The following is a 21,308-nucleotide window of genomic DNA, read 5'->3' on the forward strand; positions in this document are numbered from 1 at the left end:
CGGTTACTTCCCCTCGAAAATGGTGTCGGTGGTGGTGACGACGGCGCATTTGGCGGCGGCGTAACGCAGCGCCAACTCGTGGTCGGCGGCGGAGAAGTCGGCGACCGCGTCGGCGACCAGGAACGACTTGATGTCGCGCATCCAGGCGTCGCAGGCGCTCATCAGGACGCCGATATGGGCGTACACGCCGACGATGATCAACTGGTCGCGGCCCTGTGCGGCCATCCGCTCGGCGAGATCGGTACGCACGAACGCGCTGTACTTCCACTTGGTCAGCACGGTGTCCCCCGCGCCCGGGGCGACCGCCGCGGCGATGGCCTTGGCGTGCTCGTCGTCGGGCAGCCCAGGGCCCCAAAAGTCCTGTTGGAGGCCGCGCTCGGCGGGGCTTTGGCCACCGGGCTGCGCGGAGTACACGACGGGGACCCCGAGCCGGGCGCAGTCCTTCTTCAGCCGTGCCACGTTCGCCAGCAGTTCGGTCACCGGCGACGCGCCCTGGTCGAACGCGGACAGAAAGTAGTTTTGCAGGTCGTGTACGAGCAGCACAGCGCGGCCCGGGTCAGCCGTCCACGCCACCTTGTTGGTGGGCAGATCGGCTGCGGTGGGCATCGGATACGGCGCGATGGCGGGCAGTGCCATGACGGGTGGCCTTTCGGGGCTTCAGGGCTGAGCGGGGTGGCGCGGTGCGCCCGGCGTGCGGAGACGAGCGGGCCCGCGACGGGGCAAGGCGCGCGTCAGGGGGCCGGCGCTCCGGCGTGCGGCTGCGGAGCAGGCAGTCCAGCCGGTGCCGCAGCCCCGGGCTCCAGCGAGCCATCGGGCGCCTTGGCGGCGGCTGGGCGGGCGGCGAGTTGGGCGGTGATGGCCGCCCGGAGGTCCTTCTTGCTGACCTTGCCGACACCGGTCTGCGGGAACGCCTCGATGAACTCGACGCGGTCGGGCACCTTGTAGGCGGCGAGCCCGCGCTCGCGGACGAACTTCTTGATGGCCAGGGAGCGGACCGGCGCGGCACCTTCGCGCAGCACGATGTACGCACAGGTGCGCTCACCGAGGTAGGCGTCGGGCATGGAGACCACGGCGACATCGTGCACGGCCGGGTGGGCCAGGATGTGGTTTTCGATCTCCTCGGCGGCGACCTTTTCGCCGCCTCGGTTGATCTGGTCCTTGGCCCGGCCCTCCACCACCAGATAGCCGGCCGCGGTCTGCCGCACCACATCACCGGTGCGGTAGAAGCCGTCGGGCGTGAAGGCGGTGGCGTTGTGCTCGGGGGCGCGCCAGTAGCCGCGGATGGTGTACGGGCCGCGGGTGAGGAGGTGTCCGGTGGCGCCGGCGGGCAGGTCGTTGTCCTCGTCGTCCACGACGCGTACCTCGTCGTCGGGCGAGATGGGGCGACCCTGGGTGGTGACGATGGTCTCCTCGTCGTCGTCCAGGCGCGTGTAGTTGACCAGCCCCTCCGCCATGCCGAACACCTGCTGGAGCGTGCAGCCCAGAGCGGGCCGCACCCGGCGGGCAGCCTCCTCGCTGAACTTGGCGCCGCCGACGAGCAATACCTCAAGGCTGGACAGGTCGTGCTCGCCGCGCTGGGCCGCCTCGATCCAGGCCAGCGCCAGGGGCGGCACCAGACCGGTGAGGGTGACTCGCTCCCGCTCGATGAGCGGAAAGGCCACATCGGGGCTCGGCTGCGGGCTGAGCACGACGCGGGCGCCCGCGTACAGCGCGCCAAGGGTGCCCGGCGAGCTGAGCGGGAAGTTGTGGGCCGCGGGCAAGGCGCACAGGTAGACGCTGTCCTCGTCCACGGCGCAGATCTCGTTGGAGCCCCACAGCGAGTAGATGTAGTCGTCGTGGGTGCGCGGGATGAGCTTGGGGACGCCGGTGCTGCCGCCGGAGAGTTGAAGGAAGGCGAGGTCAGCGGGGGCCGGCGGATCGGTGATGGGCACCGGCTCGCGCGCCACGTCCGTGAGCGCGGTGTGCTCGCCCGCGCCATCGGCCCCGCCCGCGACGAACACATGGCGCAGCGTGGGGACCTGTCGGCGGACCGTGGTGGCCAGTTCGCGGTAGTCGAACCCGCCGTGCACGGCGGGAATGATGTACGCGGCGGCCTCGCTGAAGTCGCAGAAGTAGCGAACCTCGCTCTCGCGGTGCGCCGGCAGCGCGAAGACGGGCAGTGCGCCGATGCGGAACAGCGCGAACATCACCTCGAAGAACTCGGCGACGTTGGGGAGCTGGAGCACCACCCGATCGCCCTTGCCGATGCCGCGGGCCAAAAAGCCGGCGGCGAGCCGGTCGGCGCGGGCGTCGAGTTCGCCGTAGCTCCAGCGTCGCCCCTCGGGCGCGCCGGGCGCGGGCGCCGGGTCCACGATCGCTATCCGGTCCGGATGCCGAGCTGCACGATCGCGCAGCAGCCCCCCGAACGTCTCGCCGCGCCACCATCCGGCGGCCCGGTAGCGCTCGGCGTACTCGCTCGGCCAGGTCGGCGTACTCACTGTTCAACCCCTACCGCGTGCAGGAACGTCTGGAACTTCGCACCGGTCTCGGCGGTCTCGGCCTGCGGCGTGGAGGCATCGACGACACCGGCGCCCGCGTAGAGGCGCAGCGTGCGCTGCTCCGCCTCCGCGCAGCGGATGGTGACGACCCATTCGCCGTCACCACTGGCATCCTCCCAGCCGACCATGCCGGTATACAGACCGCGGTCGAAGGGTTCGAGTTCGCCGATGACCTCGCGGGCCAGGTCGGTCGGCGTTCCGCACACGGCCGGGGTGGGGTGCAGGGCGCAGGCCAACTCCAGGGCGGACGCGGTGCGCCCAGCGCGCTCGGCCAGCTCGCCGGTAACGGTGGTGGACAGGTGCCACATGGCGGCGGTACGCACCAGCGTGGGGCGTTCGGGCACGTTGATGGTGGCGCAGAAGGGGGCGAGTGCGGCACGTACCGCGGCGACGACGACGGCGTGTTCGTGCAGGTCCTTCTCCGACTCCAGGAGCGCCGCTGCCCTGCGGACGTCCTCGGCGAGGTCGGCGCTGCGCGGCGTGGAGCCCGCCAGCGGGTTGGCGATCAGGTGCCCGCCGCGCCGGGTGACCAGGAGTTCGGGGCTCGCGCCGAGCAGTGTGCGGCCGGGGCCAGCGGGAAGGGCGAAGGTGTAGCCGCCGGGGTCGCGGCGGGCGAGCCGCTGCACCATGGCGGGCAGGTCGAGCGCGGTCGGTGAGGTCAGCTCCAGGGTCCTGGCGAGGACGACCTTGCTGAACTCGCCGCGCCGCATGCGGGCCACGGCGGCAGCAACGGCCGCACCATACGTCTCGGGCTCGGGAACCGGGCGTACGGTCCAGCCGGTGGCCTCGGGCGCGGCGGCGGGCAGCGCGATCAGCGGGTCCTCGCCGAGCGGCGGCGCCCAGCGGGCAGTTACGGGGACGGCGAGCGCGGCGGGCGCCGACTGATCGAAGGGCACGGCGCCGACGACCAGCGGCGCCCGGTTGCCGGCGCTCGCCTGTGCGGCCAGCGTCTCGGCGACCCGGCGGGGCAACGGCCGGTCGTCGTGCGGGACCTCGGCGCGTACGCCATGGGTGAGCAGGGTCCTGGTGGGCGAGGCGAAGAATCGGGCGTCGCCCGCGGTGTAGGCGTCGAGCAGCGCGGTGGCAGCGCCGACCGAGTCGGCGTCCACCGCCCGGGTTTGCCGCGGCGTGGAGGCAGCGCGTGCTATGCCGCGCGCCGGTTTGACCCTGGTGGTACGGGCCGTGCCGGCTGCGGTGTCCTCCTCGTCACGTGGTGCGCCTGCGGCGCGTTCCGTGGTCGTCTGGCCGGGCTGCCCGGGGGCAGAGTCCGGCTCGGACGGACCGGCCATCGGGCGCTCGGCGACCTCGCGTGTCGTCGTCACCTGCTGCTCCATTCCTTCGGTGCGGTGGCACCGGTCGGGGGGTTGTGGCGCCAGGCCGCGGACTGGCGTGGCCCGCGGCCGGGTTACGGCCCGGGGCGAGGCCGCCGCCGGCCGCGAGGCGGGTTCGGTCGCGGTGGGTGGGGGTGCCGGGGTGGCAGGGCGGGTGAGGGCGGCGGGTTGGCAGGTTGGGTCAGGCGCGCAGCGTGGCGCCGCCGTCCACGTACAGGTCATGCATCGTGATGTGGCGGGCCCGGTCGGAGACGAGGAAGGCGACCGCCTCGGCGATATCGGACGGTTCGGCGATCCGGCCGAGCGGGATGCCCACCCGGTAGGAGGCGGGGTCGCCGTCGATGACCCGCAGCGGGGCCTGCGGGTCGGTCCACAACTGCCGCTGCATGGCGGTGTCGGTTGACCCCGGCGATACGACGTTGCAGCGGACACCGCTGCGGGCCAGTTCCAGGCCAAGGCACTTGGTGAACATGGTGGCGGCGGCCTTGGAAGCGGCGTAGGCGGCCATGCTGGTACGCGGCACTCCCGCCGCGTTGGAACCGACGGTCACCACGCAGCCGGAGCGGCGTTCGCTCATCAAGCGGGTGACAGCGCGACAGGTGTGGAAGACGCCGGTGGTGTTGACGGCGAAGGTGTCGTTCCAGTCCTGGTCGGTCAGATCGGCCACCCGGGAGGGGCGGAGCACCCCGGCGACGTTGACCAGGATGCCGATCGGGCCGATGGCGGCTTCCACGGTGTCCACGACGGCGTCAATGGCGGCGCTGTCCGTGACGTCGGCGGTGTGCGCGACGATCCGGGCGGCGCCGTACTCCTTCTCAAGTAGCGTGATGCCCTCGGCGTTTCGGTCGATGGCGGCGACACGGGCCCCTCGATCGGCGAGAGTCCGGGCCACTGCCTCGCCTATGCCCTGGCCCGCGCCGGTGACCAGCGCGATCCGCCCGGCGAGTTCTGGCTGCTGCACGTGATGTCCCCTCGACCTGATCGAACTTAGGCAACCCTAACTTAACATGCGTAGCCATTCAGCCCCAGGTGACGGGCCTCTCACGGCAGGCGAGGCCCGCTTCCAGCCGGCCGAGATCCGGGCCTACTGCCCGACGTTCGGGGCCCGTTGGGCCTTTCGCGTACGGGGGTCTCGCCGCCGAAACCAGTCACCGAAACCAGCCGCCGTAACCGGCGACGGGGACCAGCGGCGGAAGCCGCCAGCGAGGATGAAGGCGGCGCACACAGCGAACGACGCACGGGGCGGGTGGGGCACGGGGTGCGGGCCGCAGGGCCAGCCCCGCGCGGACGCGCGGACGCGCGCCGGCAACGAGACCCGGCAACGAGACGGGGCGAGCGGGCGACGGCTCGCGCCACCGGCCCCCGCTCGCCCCACCGTGTGGGCTTACTTACCCATGGCCTGCTGGATGTCCTCCAGCACCGACATGGCCGCGAGGGAGCCACCCAGGCTCGTCCACTTGGAGCCGTCGATCTCCGTCACGTGACCGCCCTTGACGGCGTCGAGCTGCCGGTAGGCGGGCTTCTTCTTCAGCTCGCCGAACACGTTCGCGTCCTTGCCCTTGGATGCGAGCGTGCCGATGAACAGCCAGTCGGCGTCGATCTGCTGAATGTCCTCGTCGCTGAGGGGCGTCGAGTGCCCGGCGCCCTTCTTGTTTTGCAGCCCCGGCCGCTTGAAGCCCAGGTCCTTCAGCACATCGCTGATGAACACGCCCTGCTGCATGACGGCGGTGCCCTTGGCCGAGTAGCGGGCCACGCTCACCGTCGAACCGGCCTTGTCCCCAAGCGACTTCTTGACCTCGTCCAACCGCTTGTCGTAGCCGGCCAGAAACGCCTTGGCCGCGGACTGCTTGTTGAGCACCTCACCCGTCAGGTCGAGCGCGGACTTCCAGCTCTTGTCCTTGCCGATGGTCACCACGGTCGGCGCGACGGTACGGAGCTGCTTGAGGACCTGACCATCGGCGATCTGCCCAGCCAGGATCACATCCGGCTTGGCGGCGACGACCTTCTCGATGTCGGGACCGGTGACCGCGCCCACGACGTCAATGTCCTTCGCCTTGTCCGCCAGGTACTCCGGCGCACCCTTTTGTCCCCGGCCCGCCGTCAGGCCAACCGGCTGCACACCGAGGGCAAGCGCGGTGTCGAGGTCCATCTCGCTGAGCGCCACGACCCGCTGGGGAGCTGCGGGCACCTTGACCGACGCACCGGTCGCGTCCTTGATCGTCCGCACGTCCCCCTTGACCTTGTCGCCTCCCTTGTCGGAACCGTCCGAGTCGTCGGACCCGCAAGCGGAGAGCGTAAGGGCGCAGGCGAGCGTGAGGACGGCGACCGCGGTCAGCCGGCTGCGCGCGGACCGCGATCCAGCCGGCCCAACCAGCCCAGCCGGCACAGCCGACCCTGCCGGCACAGACACAGCGGACGAAGACCCAGCAGACGAAGAAGAGGACGGGGACGAGGACATGCGGTTCTCCGAAGTGTTCAGCCGGCGTACGGGAGTTCCCGTGGCCGGTGTGGCCGTGCGGCTTCCGCCGCTGGTCACGGCGAGAAAGCGCGCACCACCGGGGCATGGCGATCGACGGGTGGGTCCGGCGACCCACCCGGCACCCCGGGTCAACTGTGAGGTTAGGCTACCCTCATGTCCGTTGCGCAAGAGGCCGGGCCTCCCACCGACGTGACGAGGCCCACGATGACCAGGCACCGCCCCACGGCGTGGGCCACCGCCGCTTTGATCGCGGCCCTGCTCGTGCTGTGCCTGCTCTCTCTACTGATCGGTTCCGGCAAGACGTCGATGGGGCGCGCGCTCGACTTCGTACTCGGCGACTCGTCGGCCCGTGCCGATGCGGCGCTGCACCTGGCCGTGGTGGACGTACGGCTGCCGCGTACCATCGCCGCCGTCCTGGTGGGCGTCGCGCTCGGCGCCGCGGGCTGCCTGCTCCAGGCCGTCACCCGCAATCCGCTCGCCGAGACCGGACTGCTCGGCGTCAACTCGGGTGCGGCGCTCGGCGTCGTCATCGGGCTGACCTACTTCGACGTGAGCTCGGCGTACGGCATCCTCGTCTGGGCGCTGGTCGGCGGCATGGCCGCGAGCGCCGTCGTCCTGCTGCTCGCCGCATCCGGGCGCGCTGCCGCCTCACCGCTACGGCTGGTGCTGGCCGGGTCCGCGCTCGGCGCCACCTTTCACGGCATGACCTCGTACGTACTCCTTGGCACCCAGTCCACGTTCGATGTGTACCGCTACTGGACCATCGGCTCGTTGGCCGGCGTGGAGACGCGTACCGCGCTGTCCATCGCCCCACTGATCGTCATCGGCCTGGCCATCGCCTTCGGTTCCAGCCGCCCGTTGTCCGCGCTGGCCCTCGGAGACGACAGCGCCCGGGCGCTCGGCCACCACCCGGGCCGCATCCGGCTGGTGGTCGCCGCCGCGGTGACGCTGCTCGCCGGGGCCGCGGTGGCGCTCGCCGGGCCGATCGCCTTCCTTGGACTGCTCGCCCCGTACGCGGCACGGCTGGTCACCGGGCCACGGCTGACCGCCCAGTTGCTGCTGTCCGCGCTGATCGCCGCCAACATCATGGTCGCTGCCGACATCTTGGCCCGGATCGTCATCCGCCCCTGGGAGACCCCCGTGAGCGTCCTGTTGGCACTGCTCGGCGGGCCGCTGCTCATCTGGATCGCCCGCACCAACCGCCTTCTTGGCCTCGGCACCCCGGGAGCAGGCGCATGACGGACCGCGCTACGCACCCGGCGCCGGCCACCCCCGAGCCCGCGCCCGCTCCCGAAGCGGCCCAACCGGCCCCGGCCACCGGCCGCGCAACGGCCTCGCCGCGTGCGGACTTCGGCAGCGTCGCCCCGAGCGACAGCATCGTGCTGCGTACCGGCACCCTCTCTTGGCTCCTCCCCTACCGGGCCGCGCTCGTCTCGCTCGGACTCTCGGCCGTCATCGCGGTCATCGTTGCGCTGGCCACCCTGGCCAGTTCGACCGGCATGAGCGTCCGCGCGTCGCTGAACGGGCTGCTCGGCACCGGCGATCCGCTGACGGTGATGCTCGTTCAGGACTTTCGGCTGCCGCGCATCGTGGTCGGTCTGCTGGTGGGCGCCGCCTTGGGCATCGCCGGCTGCCTCACCCAGACCCTGGCGGGCAACCGCTTGGCCACCCCGGATGTGATCGGCGTCAACGAGGGCGCCACCGCCGCCGTCGTCGCCTCCGTGGTGGGCAGTTCCACCGCGATGGTCGGCGACTGGTGGCTCGGCCCGCTGGGCGCGGCGGGTGCGGCGGCCCTGGTGGTGCTGTGCGCGGGTGGCGCCGGCACCCGCGGTTATCGAGTCCTGGTCGTCGGCATCGGCGTGTCCACCGTCATCGGCGCGGTCAGCGACCTGGTGATGTCCCGCCAGAACGACAACACGGCGGGCGGCGTGTTTCTGTGGAGCGTCGGTAGCCTCAGCGGGCGCGATTACGGGGTGGGGGAGCCCCTCGCGCTGTGCTTGCTGGTCCTGGTCCCGCTGGCGCTGGTTGCCGGGCGGCGGCTGAGCGTGCTGCGCTTCGACGACGACATGGCCGCGGCCCTCGGCCTCAACGTGCCGCTGCTGCGCGGCCTCACCCTTGCCCTCGCCGTGGCGCTGGCCGGGGTGGCGGTCGGCATCGGCGGCCCCATCACCTTCGTTGCGCTCGCCTCGCCGATCATCGCCACCCAGTTGTACGGGCCGACCCGGGTGCCCATCGTCGGCTCGGCCCTAGCGGGCGCGGCGCTGGTGGCGGCGAGCGACGCACTGGGCCGGGTCGTGGCCCCCGTGGAGATCCCCGTGGGCGTGGTGACCAGCGTGCTTGGCGGACCGTTCCTGCTATGGGTGCTGTTCGGCGGCTCCTCTTCCAGAAAGGCATGACCGTGGAACTCGTCGTCGAACGGCTCAAGGCCGGCTACCCGGCGGGCTCAGCCAACAAGAGCGAGCCCGCTCGGCTCGCCGTGCGCGGTGTGGACCTCACCATTGCGGCGGGCCAGGTCGTGGCGATCGTCGGCCCCAACGGCTGTGGCAAGTCCACGCTGCTGCGCGCCATGGCGCGGCTGCACCAGCCCCATACGGGCACCGTTCAGGTCGGCGGCGATGACATCTGGCAGTTGCGGCAGCGCCAGGCGGCGCACCGCATCTCGTTGCTCCCGCAGTCCCCGCAGGCGCCCGAGGCGGTGACCGTCGCCGGCCTCGTACGGTACGGGCGCCACCCCCATCAGGGATTGTTCAGGCAGTGGTCGCGCGAGGACGAGCGTGCGGTGCGCGCAGCGCTGACCGCCACCGGCGTGACCGACCTGGCCGACCGGCGCCTTGACCAACTCTCCGGCGGCCAGCGCCAGCGCTGCTGGCTGGCGATGGTGCTGGCGCAGGAGACCCCGGTGGTGCTCCTGGACGAGCCCACCAGCGCCCTGGACCTCGGCCATGCGGTGGAGGTGCTGGAGCTGGTGCGCGAGGTGGCCGCCGCCGGTCGCACCGTGGTGATGGTGCTGCACGACCTGACCAGCGCAGCCCGCTACGCGGATGTGATCGTGGCGATGTGCGAGGGCACGGTGGTGGCTTACGGCCCGCCCCGCGAGGTGGTGGACGCGGCGCTGGTACGGCAGTTGTACGGCGTGCCCGCCGACATTCTGGCGGCCCCGGGCGACGGCTCCCCCGTGGTGGTCCCGAGGTCTCGCGCCGCGGTGCCGGCGCACGAGGGCCCGGACGCGGCGCGAGCGGCGGAGCAGCAGCCCGGCCGGCACGACAGCTCGCGGGACGCCGAGCAGGACCAACCCGCGCGAACCGGCGCTGCGGGCACGGGAGAGGCAACGGCCAAGGAGGCGACCCTGCCCACGGGGTGAGGCCCCGCCGGCAGCGTCGGACAACGTCGGACAACGTCGGACAACGTCGGACAACGTCGGACAGCGCCCGGTTACGGCGCCAGTTCGACCGGCACAATGCCCTCCGGCGAGAAGCCGAAGACCTGCCCGTACAGCGACAGTTCCGCCTCCAGCGCCTGGACGATCGACTCCGCACGCCGAAAGCCGTGGCCCTCGCCAGCGAAGGCCAGGTAGGCGTGCGGGATGCCGCGACCCTCGATCGCCGTCAGGAAGCGTTCGCACTGCACCGGTGGGCAGATCGCGTCGTCGAGCCCCTGGAGCAGGAGGAACGGTGCCCGCAACTGGTCGGCCTGCTGGAGCGGGGAGCGCTCGCGGTAGCGCTCTGGCACCTCGGCCAACGGCCCGATCAGGCTCTCCAGATACTGCGCCTCGAAGTCGTGGGTGTCATCGGTCGCCCAGCTCACGAGGTCAAGTACGGGGAAGCTGATGGTGCCGCACGCGTACAGGGAGGTGCTGGTGAGGGAGGCGGCGGTGGTCCAACCGCCCGCGCTGCCGCCGCGGATCGCCAGTCGGTCAAGGTCAGCGCTGCCATCGGCGGCCAGCGCCTGGGCCGCGGCGGCGCAGTCTTCCACGTCCACCACGCCCCATTGCTCGCGCAGCCGCTCCCGGTAGGCCCTGCCATAACCGGTCGAACCCCCATAGTTCACCACGACGACGCCGATGCCGCGCGAGGTGAAGTAGGCGACCTCCAGGCTGAGGACCTGCGGCGCGCGACTGGTGGGCCCGCCGTGGGCCCACACGACGTAGGGCGGCAGTTCGCCGTCCGGTGCCTGGTGGTTCGGGTTGCGCGGCGGGTAGAGGTGGGTGTGGATGTCGCGCCCGCCGGGCCCGCTGAAGGTGCGGGACACCGGCTCGGGGTAGTACGCCGGGTCCACCAGATCGGTATGAGCCTCGCCTATCACCCGGGCATGACCGGTGCAGGTGTCCAACTCGACGACCTCGTACCCGCTGCTCGGGCTCGCCGCCACACCGATGACCCGGGTGCCGTCCACGGCGAGCGTCGGCTGCCACTCGGTCCAGGGCCCGACCGCGTCCACCGGCTGTTGTGCACCGGCGCCACTGCCATGACCGGCGGGCCTCGCCGTCGCGTCGTCCTCCGTGACACCCGGGTGCACGCTGTCGGCCCGACCCGCGCCCTCGCCTGCCGTGGCGTCCTCGGCACGCGGGTCAAGTATCCCAAGCGACATGGCGCCCCGGCCGTGGAGGACGGCGATCAACCCGCTGGCCAGCGGCGCGAACCAGCGAAAGCCGACCTTCCACAGCGGCCCGGCGAATTCCTCGTCGCGCGGGCAGAGATTGACCGCGACCCCGCTGCGTGGATCGACTCGGTGCAGGTTCCACCAGCCGGTACGGTCGCTCGCGGCGATCAGCGTGCCATCGGCCGCCCATTCGGCCTGGGCGATGGACTCGGCGGGCCCACCGAGCAAGGTCCGTACGCCCTTCAGCGCCCCGTCTTCGCTCACGTCTGCGATCTTCAACTCGGTGCCGTCCCACGGCATCCGGGGGTGGTCCCAGGCGATCCACACCGCGTGCCGCCCGTCCGGCGACAGCCGCGGCCCGGTGAGGAAGCGGTGCACGTCGTTGGTGAGTTCGCGGATGACGGTCCGGTCGTTCGCGGCCGAACCATCGAGCGGTACGGCGGCGAGTACGCGGCGCACATCCGTTGGCGCGGGCCCGGTGAACTCTTCCAGGACGCCCCACACCTCAGCGCGGTCGGCCAGCAACACCAGATCGACCCAGCGCAGCCCGCCCCCAACAGCCGAGAGGGGGGTGAGCGGCCGGGGCTCGGCGGCTTCGGCGTCGGGCGTGCCGGGGGCGTCCGGCTCGTACGCGTACAGCCGCTGGTCGTCGAAGTTGCTGAACACCAGCAGCGGTCCACCCGCGGCGCGCGCGGTGGCGACCCAAGGGGCGCCGCCGTACTCCATGACCCGGCTGCGGACGTTCCACGGCGGAGGCAGCACCACCTGTTCACCAGCCCCCGCCCGGCTGCGGATCAGCGTGCGACGACCGCTCTCCTCGGGGCGCGGCGCCGTCCACCACACCTCGTCACCGACCACCCCCACATCCTCCGGGCCACCCGTGTGCGCCGCGGTGAGCGCCGCACCGATCGGGGACCGCCAAGCTCCGTACGGGGCCGTGGACACCATCTTCTATGCCTCCCGCAGAAAGTGGTCGAGTACGCGGACGCCGAAGTGCAGGGCCTCGACCGGCACCCGTTCGTCCACGCCGTGAAAGAGCGCCGCGTAGTCGAAGCCCCGGGGGAGCTTCAGCGGTGAAAAGCCGTATCCGGTGATGCCGAGGCGGGAGAACTGCTTGGCGTCGGTGCCGCCCGCCATGCAGTACGGCACGACATGCCCGTCCGGGTCGTAGCGCTCGATGGCCGCGCGCATCGCCGCGAAGGTGGGCGAGTCCACCGGCGCCCCCAGCGGCACCTCCCGATGGTGGTACTCCCACTCCACGCCGGGCCCGGTGAGCTCGTCAAGGGTGGCCGCGAACTCTTCCTGCGTGCCGGGCAGCACCCGCCCGTCGATGTACGCGCTGGCGCTGCCGGGAATGACGTTCACCTTGTAACCGGCATCCAGCATCGTGGGGTTGGTGCTGTTGCGCACGGTGGGTTCGACCAGTGCGGCGGCGCTGCCGAGCTCGGCGAGGAGCGCCTCCACATCGAAGTCCGGGGCGTCCAACTCCGCCTTGACGCCGTACAGCGCGGCGAGTTCGGTCAGCGCGGCCCGTACCGTGGGCGTCAGGCGCACGGGCCAGCGGTGCTCACCGATGCGGGTGACGGCCGCCGCGAGGCGGGTGACCGCGTTGTTGTCGTTGGTCTTCGAGCCGTGTCCGGCCCGGCCGCGCGCGGTGAGCTTGAGCCAGGCGGTGCCCCGCTCCCCCGCCCCGACCGGGTAGAGCCGCCGTACTCGGTCGGAGCCCGGCGTCGTGCCGTGGTAGGTGAAGGCGCCGGACTCACTGACGCCTTCGGTGCAGCCGTCGAAGAGTTCGGCGTGCTGGTCGGCGAGGAAGCCGGAGCCCGCCCGTGCGCTGTCTTCCTCATCGGCGGTGAAGGCAAGGACGACGTCGCGCCGCGGCCGTACGCCCAGCCGCTGCCAGGCCCTGATGACGGCGACCATCATCGCGTCCATGTTCTTCATGTCGATGGCGCCCCGGCCCCACACCACGCCGTCGCGAAGCTCCCCGGAAAACGGGTGCACGCTCCAGTCGGCCGCCTCGGCCGGCACGACGTCGAGATGCCCGTGCACCAGCAGCGCGGGAGCCGCCCGGTCCCGACCCTCGATCCTGGCGACCACATTGGTACGGCCCGGCGACTGTTCGAGCAAGGCGGCTTCCACGCCTGCCTCGCTCAGCCGCTCGGCCACGTACTCGGCGGCCGGCCGCTCCCAGCACGAGCCACCACCCCGGTTGGTGGTGTCGATCCTGATCAGCTCCGAGGTGAAGCGCACCACCTCCTCAAGGGCCTGCCCGTCCAGTGCGCGCCCGCCGGGCGTGCCGTTGTCGTTGGTCGGTGTCATGTGCTCCCCCGCTCAGCCGTACTGTTCCTCGACCGCCGACGACACGACGGTGGTCACCGCCTTGAAACAGCGGATGCCCTCGTACATCGACGGGGAGGTATAGGCCACCCGTCGCTCGCCTCGCCGCTCCACACCTGGCACCACCGTCGCAGCTCCCACCAGATGTTCGGCGTCGAACTCCAGCTCCACCTCATGCGGACCAACACATTCCGGTTCGCCGCGTACGGCCAGCGCGGTCGCCTCACGCGCGGCGGTGAGGATGTCGGCGGCGGTACGGGCCGGGGTGCGGCACACGGCCGCGTACCGCGACACGTAGTCCTTGACCGCGACCGACCTGGCCTGTGGCGCATACCCCTTGGCGTCATCGCAGGTCCGGTCGTCGCCGGTGACCAGCACCACGGGCACCCCGTACTCGGCGACCACCAACGCATTGAGCAGCCCCTCGCTGGCCCGGGTGCCATTCACCCACACGCCGGTGATGGAGTTGGCGAGATAGGTGTGCGCGAGCACGCCCTCGGTTCCGGCACCCGTGTGGTAGCCGACAAACGCTATGCCGTCTACGTCCCCGTGCTGGACGCCCTCCACCATGCTCAGGGCCTTGTGCCGCCCGGTCAGCAGCTGGGCACGCTCGTCCAACCGTTCCAGCAGCAGGTTACGCATCGTCGAATGCGCCTCGTTGATCAGCACCTCGTCGGCGCCGCCATCGAAGAAGCCGGTGACGGCCGCGTTCACATCGGAGGTGAACAGCGCTCGACAGCGCTCCCACTGCGGCGTCCCTGGCAGCACATCGGCGGGCCAGGTCACGCCGGTGGCGCCTTCCATGTCCGCGGAAACGAGGATCTTCACCATGCATCAGTCCTATCGCGGGTGGGGGGCCATGCGCACCCGTTGTGACACCGGTGGCCGGTATCGATTCCGGGGCCGCCGCTGCGTCAGGGAGCATCGAGCGCACCCCTCCGCCTGCGTACGCCAGGCCGTGAGCGCACGCGGGTGGAAGGCTGCCTGTCTACGTACCTCACTGTGCCTCACCATGGCCCGCGGCTCACGGGGGCGTGCCCGGGCGATCCGCCCGAGCCCCGCGCACCGAATCGATCGGGCCAGCAGCGGCGACCGGGCACGGACGGCGCCCCTGCGCCCCTTTCTCGGCTTCTCGGCCGGCTACGCGGCTCGGCACCGTCATGGCGGTGGCGCAGGGGCACCGATCGCCTCCCTGCGCCACCGCTACGCCACCTGCCTAGGCGTTAGTCGCGGTGGGTGGACTCCAGGTCGCGCTCGCCGGCGTCGGCTGCATCGGTGACGTTGGCCGCGCCGGGGGCGACGGGGGGCCCGTCACCCTCGTGCAGACCAAACCTGGCGTGCAGCGCCCGCAACGGGCCGGGTGACCACCAGTTGGCGCGGCCCGCCAGCCGCATGAAGGCAGGCACCAGCACGCCACGCACCAGCGTCGCGTCCATGAGCACCGCGAGCGCGATGCCAAGACCAACGGCCTTCATATAGCTGATGGAGCTGAACACAAAGCCGAGGAAGACGATGGAGATGAGCGCGGCGGCGGCGGTGACCGTCGAGCCGGTGTGCTCAAGGCCGCGGGCCACCGCCTTGGTGTTGTCCTGGGTGCGGTCGTGCTCCTCCTTGATACGGGAGAGCAAAAAGACCTCATAGTCCATGGACAGGCCGAAGGCGATGCAAAACAGCAGCACCGGCACGGTCCAGGTGATCGTTCCGGTGACGGCGAAGTCGCCGACCCAGCCCTCCAGGTGGCCGTCTTGGAAGCCCCACACCAACACGCCGAGCGTGGCACTCAGACTCAGACAGTTCAGCACGAGCGCCTTCAGCGGCAGCACCACACTGCCGGTGAACAGGAACAGCACGATGAACGAGCTGATCGCGATCACGCCAAGGCCAAGCGGCAACTTGTCGGTCATCGACTCTATGCCGTCGTGGAGCTCCGCGGCGGGGCCACTGACCTGCACGTCGTACGGGGCGTCGAGCGCCCTGATGTCCCGCACCAGTTCCCGGCCCTTCTCGGACAGCGACTGGCTTTCGGGCACCACCGTCAGGTAAGTGCTGTCGGCGACGCCCATCTGGTGGGACGTCGGGCCCGGCGGGGCGACCTTCTTGCCGCCAGCGAACGTACCGGCCTCGGTGTCCACGCGGGCCACGTTGCCCAACTGGGAGAGCTGCTGGGCGTAACCGGTGATGGCACCCCGCTCGCCCTTACCCGGCGTGCCGCTCAACACGATGTTCAGGGCCTGGGTCTCCTGGGCGTTGAAGTCCTTGCGGAGCGTCTCGCCCACCTGGCGCGACTGACTGCTCGTCGGCAGCACCCGCTCGTCGGCCAGGCTCATCTTCAAGTCCAGGAACGGCGCGCCGAGGAAGAGCAGCAGGCCGATGACGACCGCGGCGATCGGCACCGGGAAGCGCATCACGGTGACCGCCGTCCGATGCCAAAAACCGTCCTCCGGGTTGGTCACGGTGGGCTTTTTCTTGCCCAGGATGCGGCCCTTGTCGATGCGTGGCCCCAGCGCCTTGAGCAGCGCAGGCAGGAAGGTCACCGAGATCAGGGCAGCGAGCAGCGCGGTGGGGATGCCGGAGTAGGCGAAGGAGCGCAGGAAGTAGAAGGGGAAGACGAGGAGTGCGCCCATCGCCAGGGCGACGGTGACGGCCGAGAAGACGACGGTGCGGCCCGCGGTGCGCAGCGCGATGGCGATGGCCCCGTCGGTGTCTGCCCCGTTGGCCAGCTCTTCCCTGTACCGCTTGATGAGGATGAGGCTGTAGTCGATTGCGAGGCCGAGCCCAAGCCCCGTGGCCACGTTGGTGGCCATCACCGATACCTGGGTGAACAACGTCAGGATGCGCATCGTCAGCAGCACGGTGACGATCGTCAGACCGCCGACCATCAACGGCACCGTGGCCGCCACCAGGCTGCGGAAGACGAACAGCATCACGATGAACAGGATGGGAAAGGTGATCATCTCGATCTTGAGGAGGTCGTCCTCGGTGATGTCGAACATCTCCTTGTTGGCGCGGGCCGAGCCACCGATCGCCACATCGACGCCTTCGACCTCACCCGCATAGCGGGACGCGAACTTCTCGTAGCGGTCCGCTACTTCGTCCTCGTCCCCGGAGATACGCGCCATCACCAGGGCGCTGTCACCGCCCTTGCCGCGCAGCGAATCGGCCTTGCCCAGCGACCAGTAGGAGACGGCCCGTTCGACGTGTGGTTCCTTGGCAAGCCGGGTGGTGATGGCCTGGCCTGCCGTGGCCACCTCGGGCGCGTCCACGCCGCGCTTGTCGGTGATCAGCAAGGTGAGGTTGGGGGCGCCCGCCTGAAACCGGTCCTCCATGATCGCTGCGGCCTTGGCCGACTCGGTGGAGTCATCGACAAAGCCACCGGTGGACAGCTTCGAGATGACCCCGCCACCCAACGCTCCCGCGATGATGAAGAGGACGCCTGAGAAGTACAGGACAAGCCTGCTGCGACCGGAGGTGAGCCGGGCCAGAGAAGCGAACATCTGACAAATCCCTCACTTCGAACGACCGACCAGGTGCCTGGCGGCGGACAAGACGACGCTGCGCCAGAGCCGCCCGCCCACAGGACATGGAACAAGCCACCCCTACGGAACAGTCTGCCCCACAGGATTGGGGGCTTGCCATCGGGGCCCCTCAAAGGGCCCAACGCCGCCCCTACGAAGCCACCGAAGACGCCACACGAACACCGATCCCGCGACTGCGACTACGACTACGACTACGGGGCCACTATGGGCGCAGGCGTACATGAATGTGCTCACGACAGAGCTATTCAGGGCACGGCCCACGGCACAGCAACGCCCGCGGCGCCTCGCCCCTGCCACTGCGCGCTGCTAAGCCCCGCGTGCGACGAGCCACCATGCCGACGGCAGCACGATCCGCTCTCCGTCCGGACCGCTCTCGGTGGTCGCCAGCGGCAGCTCCCCGCTCGCCAGGACGCGTAGCCGCGCGGCGGTCAGCAGCGCGGGGATCGCCTGGTCGGAGACCTCGCCGGGCGCTATGCCGTGCTGGAAGACGGCCGCGAGCTTGGGTGGCGGCCCCGCCGGCCCCTGCGCCAGGCCGCGCAGCACCCGCCCGGCCTCCTCCGCCAACTCAACGACGAAGGCGCGGCCCCGCTCGCCGACGAGCAGCGCGATGGCCTCGGCGACGCGCGGCAGATCACGGCTGTCGCACTGGTGCAGCACGCCGCGCAGATAGACGTTGGCGTCACCGAGCTCGGCGTGCAGCGCCCGTACAGCGGGCAGGTTCGCCGCGTCCAACTGCCGGTACTCGGCCACACCCGCCCGGTCGGCGCCACGGGCGCGAGCGATGGCAGCGTGTGAGAGATCAACACCAAGGACCCGGCCGAAGCGCTGCGCCAGGTACCGGCTCTGGGTGCCGTTGCCACAGCCGACATCGATGAGAGGCAACTCGACGTCGAACTGCTCCTCGAACATGGGCAGATGGTGCGCGACAGTCTCCTGTGCTGGGGCGTCCCACAGGACGCCACCCGGCTCGGGGGGAGCGTCCCGCCAGAACTCTTCCCAGGCCCGTACGTAGCCGGTTGACTCAGTCATGGCCCAATTGCTACTGGCCCGGGCCCCGGTACACAAGGTGACGATCGAAAGTTTCGCCAATCCGCCACCGGCCTGCCGCCGACCCGCCGCCTACGTCGCCCCGCACACCCGCCTGCGGTCACTGGCCGACACGAAGAGTGCCACCAAGCGGGACCTGAGCACGACTCCGCGATATGTCGCGCCATCACTGTGTAGCCGAGGGCCGCAAGCGGGGTGACCTGGAGGAGGAACCACCGGGCGGCGTCTTTGCCACGTCCCACCAGCACGGATGGGGACGCTCGGGCGGCGGGGTGGCCGTCCTCGTAGCGGCCACCGGCCACCGGCCACCAACACAGCGCCGTGACCAGCGGTCCTACGACACCGGCCGGGGTGCGCGTGGGCGTCAGGTCCTCATCGCGGCCCGGTCGGACTCGCTGCGAAGCACGCACAATTCGTTGCCTTCAGGGTCAGCAAGGATCGCCCAGCCAGAGCCATCGGGATTCCGGTGATCGGCGACAAAGGTGGCACCGAGACCGAGTAGCCGCTCCACCTCCTGCTCACGCGATGTCTCAGGGCGCAAACACAAATGGATGCGGTTCTTGGTCTGCTTGGCCTCGGGCACCTGGTTGAAGTGCAGCACCGGGCCCTCCGCCAGCAATACCTGTGTCTCCAGGGCACCCGGTTTGTCCTCCGGATGCAGCGGACGGCCAGTCACTCCGCCCCAAAATCGCGCCAGTTCATAGGCATCCGCACAGTCAATCGCCACGTTTTCCAGTATCGAAACCATGCGCGCGAGCCTTCCTCACATCCGCTCCCCACGCCACCGAGTTCCGCTCAGCCTGCGCGCACACAGCTCAGGCGCATGGCAGCACCTTCGGCACCCGCGCTAGAGCTACGGGAGACCTTGCTCGAACCACACCGTCTTGCCGTTGGTGGTGCGGCTGGTGCCCCACTCCTTGGCCAGCCGGCTCACCACATGCAGCCCGCGCCCGAACTCATCGTCAGGTGTGACGTCCAGCAGGCTCGGCAGCGTGTGGTCGGCGTCGCGCACCTCGCACAGCAGCGCGTCCGAGCGCACCAGGCGCACCCGTACCATCTGGCGTGCGTGCCGGACGGCGTTGGTGACCACCTCGCTCACCAGCAACTCCGCGGTGGGCACGGCCTCTTCGAGGCCCCAGCGGCACAACTGCTCACGGACCTTGCGGCGCACGGTGCGCACCGCCCGGGGTTCCGGGGCCACCTCCCAGTCGGCGACGTCCTCGGCGGCGATGCCGTTTAGCCGGGCCATCAGCAGCGCCACATCGTCCTTGCGTTCGCCGCGGCCCTGGTTCAACGAACCGGCCAGCGAGCGGATGATGGTGTCACAGGCGTCGTCCATCGAGGCGGCCGGATGAGCGGCCGATTCACACAGCGCGGCAAGCCCGACCGCGATGTCCTCACCGCGCACTTCCACCAGGCCATCCGTGCACAGCACCAGCCGGTCACCGGGTTCGACGGCCACCCGGACCGTCTCGAACGGCACACCACCCACACCGATCGGCGCACCCGTCGGCAGGGTGAGCAGTTCGCTGCGGCCATTGCTGGCCCGCACCAGGACGGGTGGGATGTGCCCGGCGTTGGCCATGGTCAATTCGCCGCCGATGGGGTCGTACACCGCGTACAGACAGGTGGCCAGGTAGTGTTCGCCGAGCCGCTGGGCCAGGTCATCGAGGTGACGCAGTAGTTGGGTGGGCGGCATGTCAAGGCTTGCCATGGTCTGCACCGCGGTGCGTAACTGACCCATCATGGCGGCCGAGTTCAGCCCGTGGCCCATGACGTCGCCGACCACGAGTGCGGTCCGCGAGCCCGGCAGCTTGACACTGTCGAACCAGTCGCCGCCGACCCGGCCGAGCCGGGTCCCGGGCAGATAGCGGGTGGCGGTGTCGCAGCCGGCCATCCGTGGCGCGATGTGCGGCAGCATGCTGTCTTGGAGCGTCTCGGCGACGTTCTCCTGGTGCGTGTACATCCGGGCGTTGTCGAGGACGAGCCCGGCACGAGCGGCGAGTTCGGCACCGGTGACCCGGTCCATGTCGTTGAAGTCGGGTCGCTCCTGGTGCCGCAGCAAGATCATGAACCCGAGCACGACCTGCCGTGCCTTCAGCGGCACGACTAGCATCGACCGGTTGTTGATCAGCGGGCTGATGTCGCGCTTTTCGAACTGCGCGGCGATCGCGTTGCCCAGCTGCTCTGAGATGCGCGGCACCAGGACCGGTTGCCCGGTGGTCATGCATTGGAAGAACGGCGTCTGTACGGGGAAGGGCATCGACTCGCCGACCGGGATGACGTCGTCCCAGCGGCCCGGCTCGTCGTTGTGCTCCACGGCCACCCGGTGCCACAGGGTCGTAGCGTCCGGCGGCCCGTCCGGGAATCCCTCGCCCGCGACGACCTGTTCCCGCAAGTAGGTGCCCGCAACATCGGTGAAGCGCGGCACCACCGCCCCGCTGACCTCCTGGATGGTGCAGGCGAGGTCGAGCGAGGTGCCGATGGCGCCACTGACCTCGTTCAGGAATTCCAGGCGCTCGCGTACCGCCGCGTACTCCAGATCGGATTCCAGTTCGGCCGCGGCAGCCGCGGCCACCTCCGGGTCCACCGCCGTGTCGTTGGCCGCGCGCAGCAGCCGGGTGCGCCGCTCGATCCGCTTCGGCACGCCCCAGTCCGGAGTGACCGGGACTCGTTCGTGCTGGCTGATCTCCAGTACCGGATAGCCGAGTTCGAGCACCTGCGCCACGATACGGGCGCTCTCCTGCGGGCTCATGCTCGGTAAGATGTCGGGCAGCCGCCGGGCCAGCTCCGCCGCCTCATCGAACTCGGTGTACAGCGCAAACCCGGGCGCGACCCGCTCGTACCACTCTCGCTCGTCGGTCAGCCGTCTCGCGTCGGCGGCCAGCACCAACAGTCGCTCGGGGCCCGGGCCGACGAGTGGATACGCCCACCACAGCACATCACCCGGGCCGTGCTCGGTGTCGGCCATCCGGGCGCGGCCCGCGGTGGTGTAGAAGGACCCGCCGCCCAACGAGGCGCCGAGCTGGGGGCCGAGGCTCGACTCGTCGGCGCTGTCGGTGAGTTCGGCGTGGTCAGCGAGCTCGGCGAGGCCAACTAAATCAGTGACATCAGTGACGTCAGTGAGATCAGTGAGGTCAGCGGCGACAGGCAGCGCGCCAGCGCGCGAAAGGCCATCCTCCGCTTCCTCGTTGCTGCCGCGGTCGCGCAGCGCGCCGGAGACCGGCATCAGATCGACGGCGGGCGCGCCAACGGCCTCCTCACGGCGGTAGCCGAACAGCTTGCGCGCACCGGTGCTCCAGTGGGTGACCCGCCCGGCGCCGTCCACCACGACGACCGCAAGCGGTATCCGTCCCGAGGCAGGCGACTGCGGCACCCGGGCCGGTGGCACCGGGACCACCCTGTCGTCGCCATCTTCCGGCGACGCGCCGTGGTTCAT

General features: G+C 70.6%; 14 protein-coding genes and 1 pseudogene. 3 read left to right on the top strand and 12 right to left on the bottom strand.

Annotated elements, in window-relative coordinates; genetic code table 11:
- Positions 1-3: 3 nt before the first annotated feature.
- The 5 genes from FHS42_RS21450 to FHS42_RS21470 form a co-directional block, all read right to left on the bottom strand.
- Positions 4-636, bottom strand: coding sequence for an isochorismatase family protein (locus FHS42_RS21450; protein ID WP_184574336.1), 633 nt, complete (start codon positions 634-636; stop codon positions 4-6).
- A 95-nt stretch (positions 637-731) separates the two neighbouring features.
- A complete protein-coding gene (locus FHS42_RS21455) occupies positions 732-2,477 on the bottom strand; it encodes a (2,3-dihydroxybenzoyl)adenylate synthase (protein ID WP_184574338.1) in 1,746 nt (581 codons plus the stop codon).
- Positions 2,474-3,859, bottom strand: a complete 1,386-nt coding sequence (gene dhbC / locus FHS42_RS21460; RefSeq protein WP_312866975.1) for an isochorismate synthase DhbC — start codon at positions 3,857-3,859, stop codon at positions 2,474-2,476. The genes FHS42_RS21455 and dhbC overlap by 4 nt, the downstream gene beginning before the upstream one ends.
- A gap of 190 nt (positions 3,860-4,049) precedes the next feature.
- Complete coding sequence (locus FHS42_RS21465; protein ID WP_184574340.1) at positions 4,050-4,829, bottom strand: 2,3-dihydro-2,3-dihydroxybenzoate dehydrogenase; 780 nt, start codon at positions 4,827-4,829, stop codon at positions 4,050-4,052.
- Between the two features lie 423 nt (positions 4,830-5,252).
- On the bottom strand, positions 5,253-6,254 hold the full coding sequence (locus FHS42_RS21470) for an ABC transporter substrate-binding protein (protein WP_376772657.1): 1,002 nt from the start codon (positions 6,252-6,254) through the stop codon (positions 5,253-5,255).
- A 297-nt stretch (positions 6,255-6,551) separates the two neighbouring features.
- Between FHS42_RS21470 and FHS42_RS21475 the strand changes: the two genes are divergently transcribed.
- From FHS42_RS21475 to FHS42_RS21485, 3 genes and pseudogenes are all read left to right on the top strand, one after another.
- The gene (locus FHS42_RS21475) at positions 6,552-7,586 is read left to right on the top strand and encodes a FecCD family ABC transporter permease (RefSeq protein WP_184574475.1); all 1,035 of its coding nucleotides are present in this window, start codon (positions 6,552-6,554) and stop codon (positions 7,584-7,586) included.
- Complete coding sequence (locus FHS42_RS21480; protein WP_184574344.1) at positions 7,583-8,743, top strand: FecCD family ABC transporter permease; 1,161 nt, start codon at positions 7,583-7,585, stop codon at positions 8,741-8,743. Before FHS42_RS21475 ends, FHS42_RS21480 begins: the two co-directional genes overlap by 4 nt.
- Positions 8,744-8,745: 2 nt before the next feature.
- A pseudogene (locus tag FHS42_RS21485) lies at positions 8,746-9,549 on the top strand (ABC transporter ATP-binding protein); the annotation flags it as partial.
- Between the two features lie 230 nt (positions 9,550-9,779).
- On the opposite strand, the gene FHS42_RS21490 reads toward FHS42_RS21485, so the two are convergent.
- The 7 genes from FHS42_RS21490 to FHS42_RS21520 form a co-directional block, all read right to left on the bottom strand.
- The gene (locus tag FHS42_RS21490; protein WP_184574346.1) at positions 9,780-11,894 is read right to left on the bottom strand and encodes a prolyl oligopeptidase family serine peptidase; all 2,115 of its coding nucleotides are present in this window, start codon (positions 11,892-11,894) and stop codon (positions 9,780-9,782) included.
- 3 nt (positions 11,895-11,897) lie between these two features.
- Positions 11,898-13,268, bottom strand: coding sequence for a M20/M25/M40 family metallo-hydrolase (locus FHS42_RS21495; protein ID WP_184574348.1), 1,371 nt, complete (start codon positions 13,266-13,268; stop codon positions 11,898-11,900).
- A 12-nt stretch (positions 13,269-13,280) separates the two neighbouring features.
- Positions 13,281-14,114, bottom strand: a complete 834-nt coding sequence (locus FHS42_RS21500; protein ID WP_184574479.1) for a M55 family metallopeptidase — start codon at positions 14,112-14,114, stop codon at positions 13,281-13,283.
- 395 nt (positions 14,115-14,509) lie between these two features.
- Positions 14,510-16,780: an MMPL family transporter gene (locus FHS42_RS21505; RefSeq protein WP_184574350.1), complete on the bottom strand. Its 2,271-nt coding sequence runs from the start codon at positions 16,778-16,780 to the stop codon at positions 14,510-14,512.
- 348 nt (positions 16,781-17,128) lie between these two features.
- Positions 17,129-17,851 (bottom strand): class I SAM-dependent methyltransferase, encoded by a 723-nt coding sequence (locus FHS42_RS21510; protein WP_184574352.1) that lies wholly within the window; start codon positions 17,849-17,851, stop codon positions 17,129-17,131.
- 382 nt (positions 17,852-18,233) lie between these two features.
- A complete protein-coding gene (locus FHS42_RS21515) occupies positions 18,234-18,617 on the bottom strand; it encodes a VOC family protein (RefSeq protein ID WP_184574354.1) in 384 nt (127 codons plus the stop codon).
- A 105-nt stretch (positions 18,618-18,722) separates the two neighbouring features.
- A complete protein-coding gene (locus FHS42_RS21520) occupies positions 18,723-21,308 on the bottom strand; it encodes an ATP-binding SpoIIE family protein phosphatase (protein ID WP_184574356.1) in 2,586 nt (861 codons plus the stop codon).

Origin of the sequence: Streptomyces zagrosensis, from assembly GCF_014203645.1 — a bacterium.
In the GTDB taxonomy this organism is placed as follows: domain Bacteria; phylum Actinomycetota; class Actinomycetes; order Streptomycetales; family Streptomycetaceae; genus Streptomyces; species Streptomyces zagrosensis.

What these genes read in the sequence shown, in the direction of transcription:
- FHS42_RS21450 (WP_184574336.1), bottom strand. Translation starts at nt 636, where the DNA reads ATGGCACTGCCCGCCATCGCGCCGTATCCGATGCCCACCGCAGCCGAT.
- FHS42_RS21475 (WP_184574475.1), top strand. Translation starts at nt 6,552, where the DNA reads ATGACCAGGCACCGCCCCACGGCGTGGGCCACCGCCGCTTTGATCGCG.
- FHS42_RS21480 (WP_184574344.1), top strand. Translation starts at nt 7,583, where the DNA reads ATGACGGACCGCGCTACGCACCCGGCGCCGGCCACCCCCGAGCCCGCG.
- FHS42_RS21490 (WP_184574346.1), bottom strand. Translation starts at nt 11,894, where the DNA reads ATGGTGTCCACGGCCCCGTACGGAGCTTGGCGGTCCCCGATCGGTGCG.
- FHS42_RS21495 (WP_184574348.1), bottom strand. Translation starts at nt 13,268, where the DNA reads ATGACACCGACCAACGACAACGGCACGCCCGGCGGGCGCGCACTGGAC.
- FHS42_RS21505 (WP_184574350.1), bottom strand. Translation starts at nt 16,780, where the DNA reads ATGTTCGCTTCTCTGGCCCGGCTCACCTCCGGTCGCAGCAGGCTTGTC.
- FHS42_RS21510 (WP_184574352.1), bottom strand. Translation starts at nt 17,851, where the DNA reads ATGACTGAGTCAACCGGCTACGTACGGGCCTGGGAAGAGTTCTGGCGG.
- FHS42_RS21515 (WP_184574354.1), bottom strand. Translation starts at nt 18,617, where the DNA reads ATGGTTTCGATACTGGAAAACGTGGCGATTGACTGTGCGGATGCCTAT.
- FHS42_RS21520 (WP_184574356.1), bottom strand. Translation starts at nt 21,308, where the DNA reads ATGAACCACGGCGCGTCGCCGGAAGATGGCGACGACAGGGTGGTCCCG.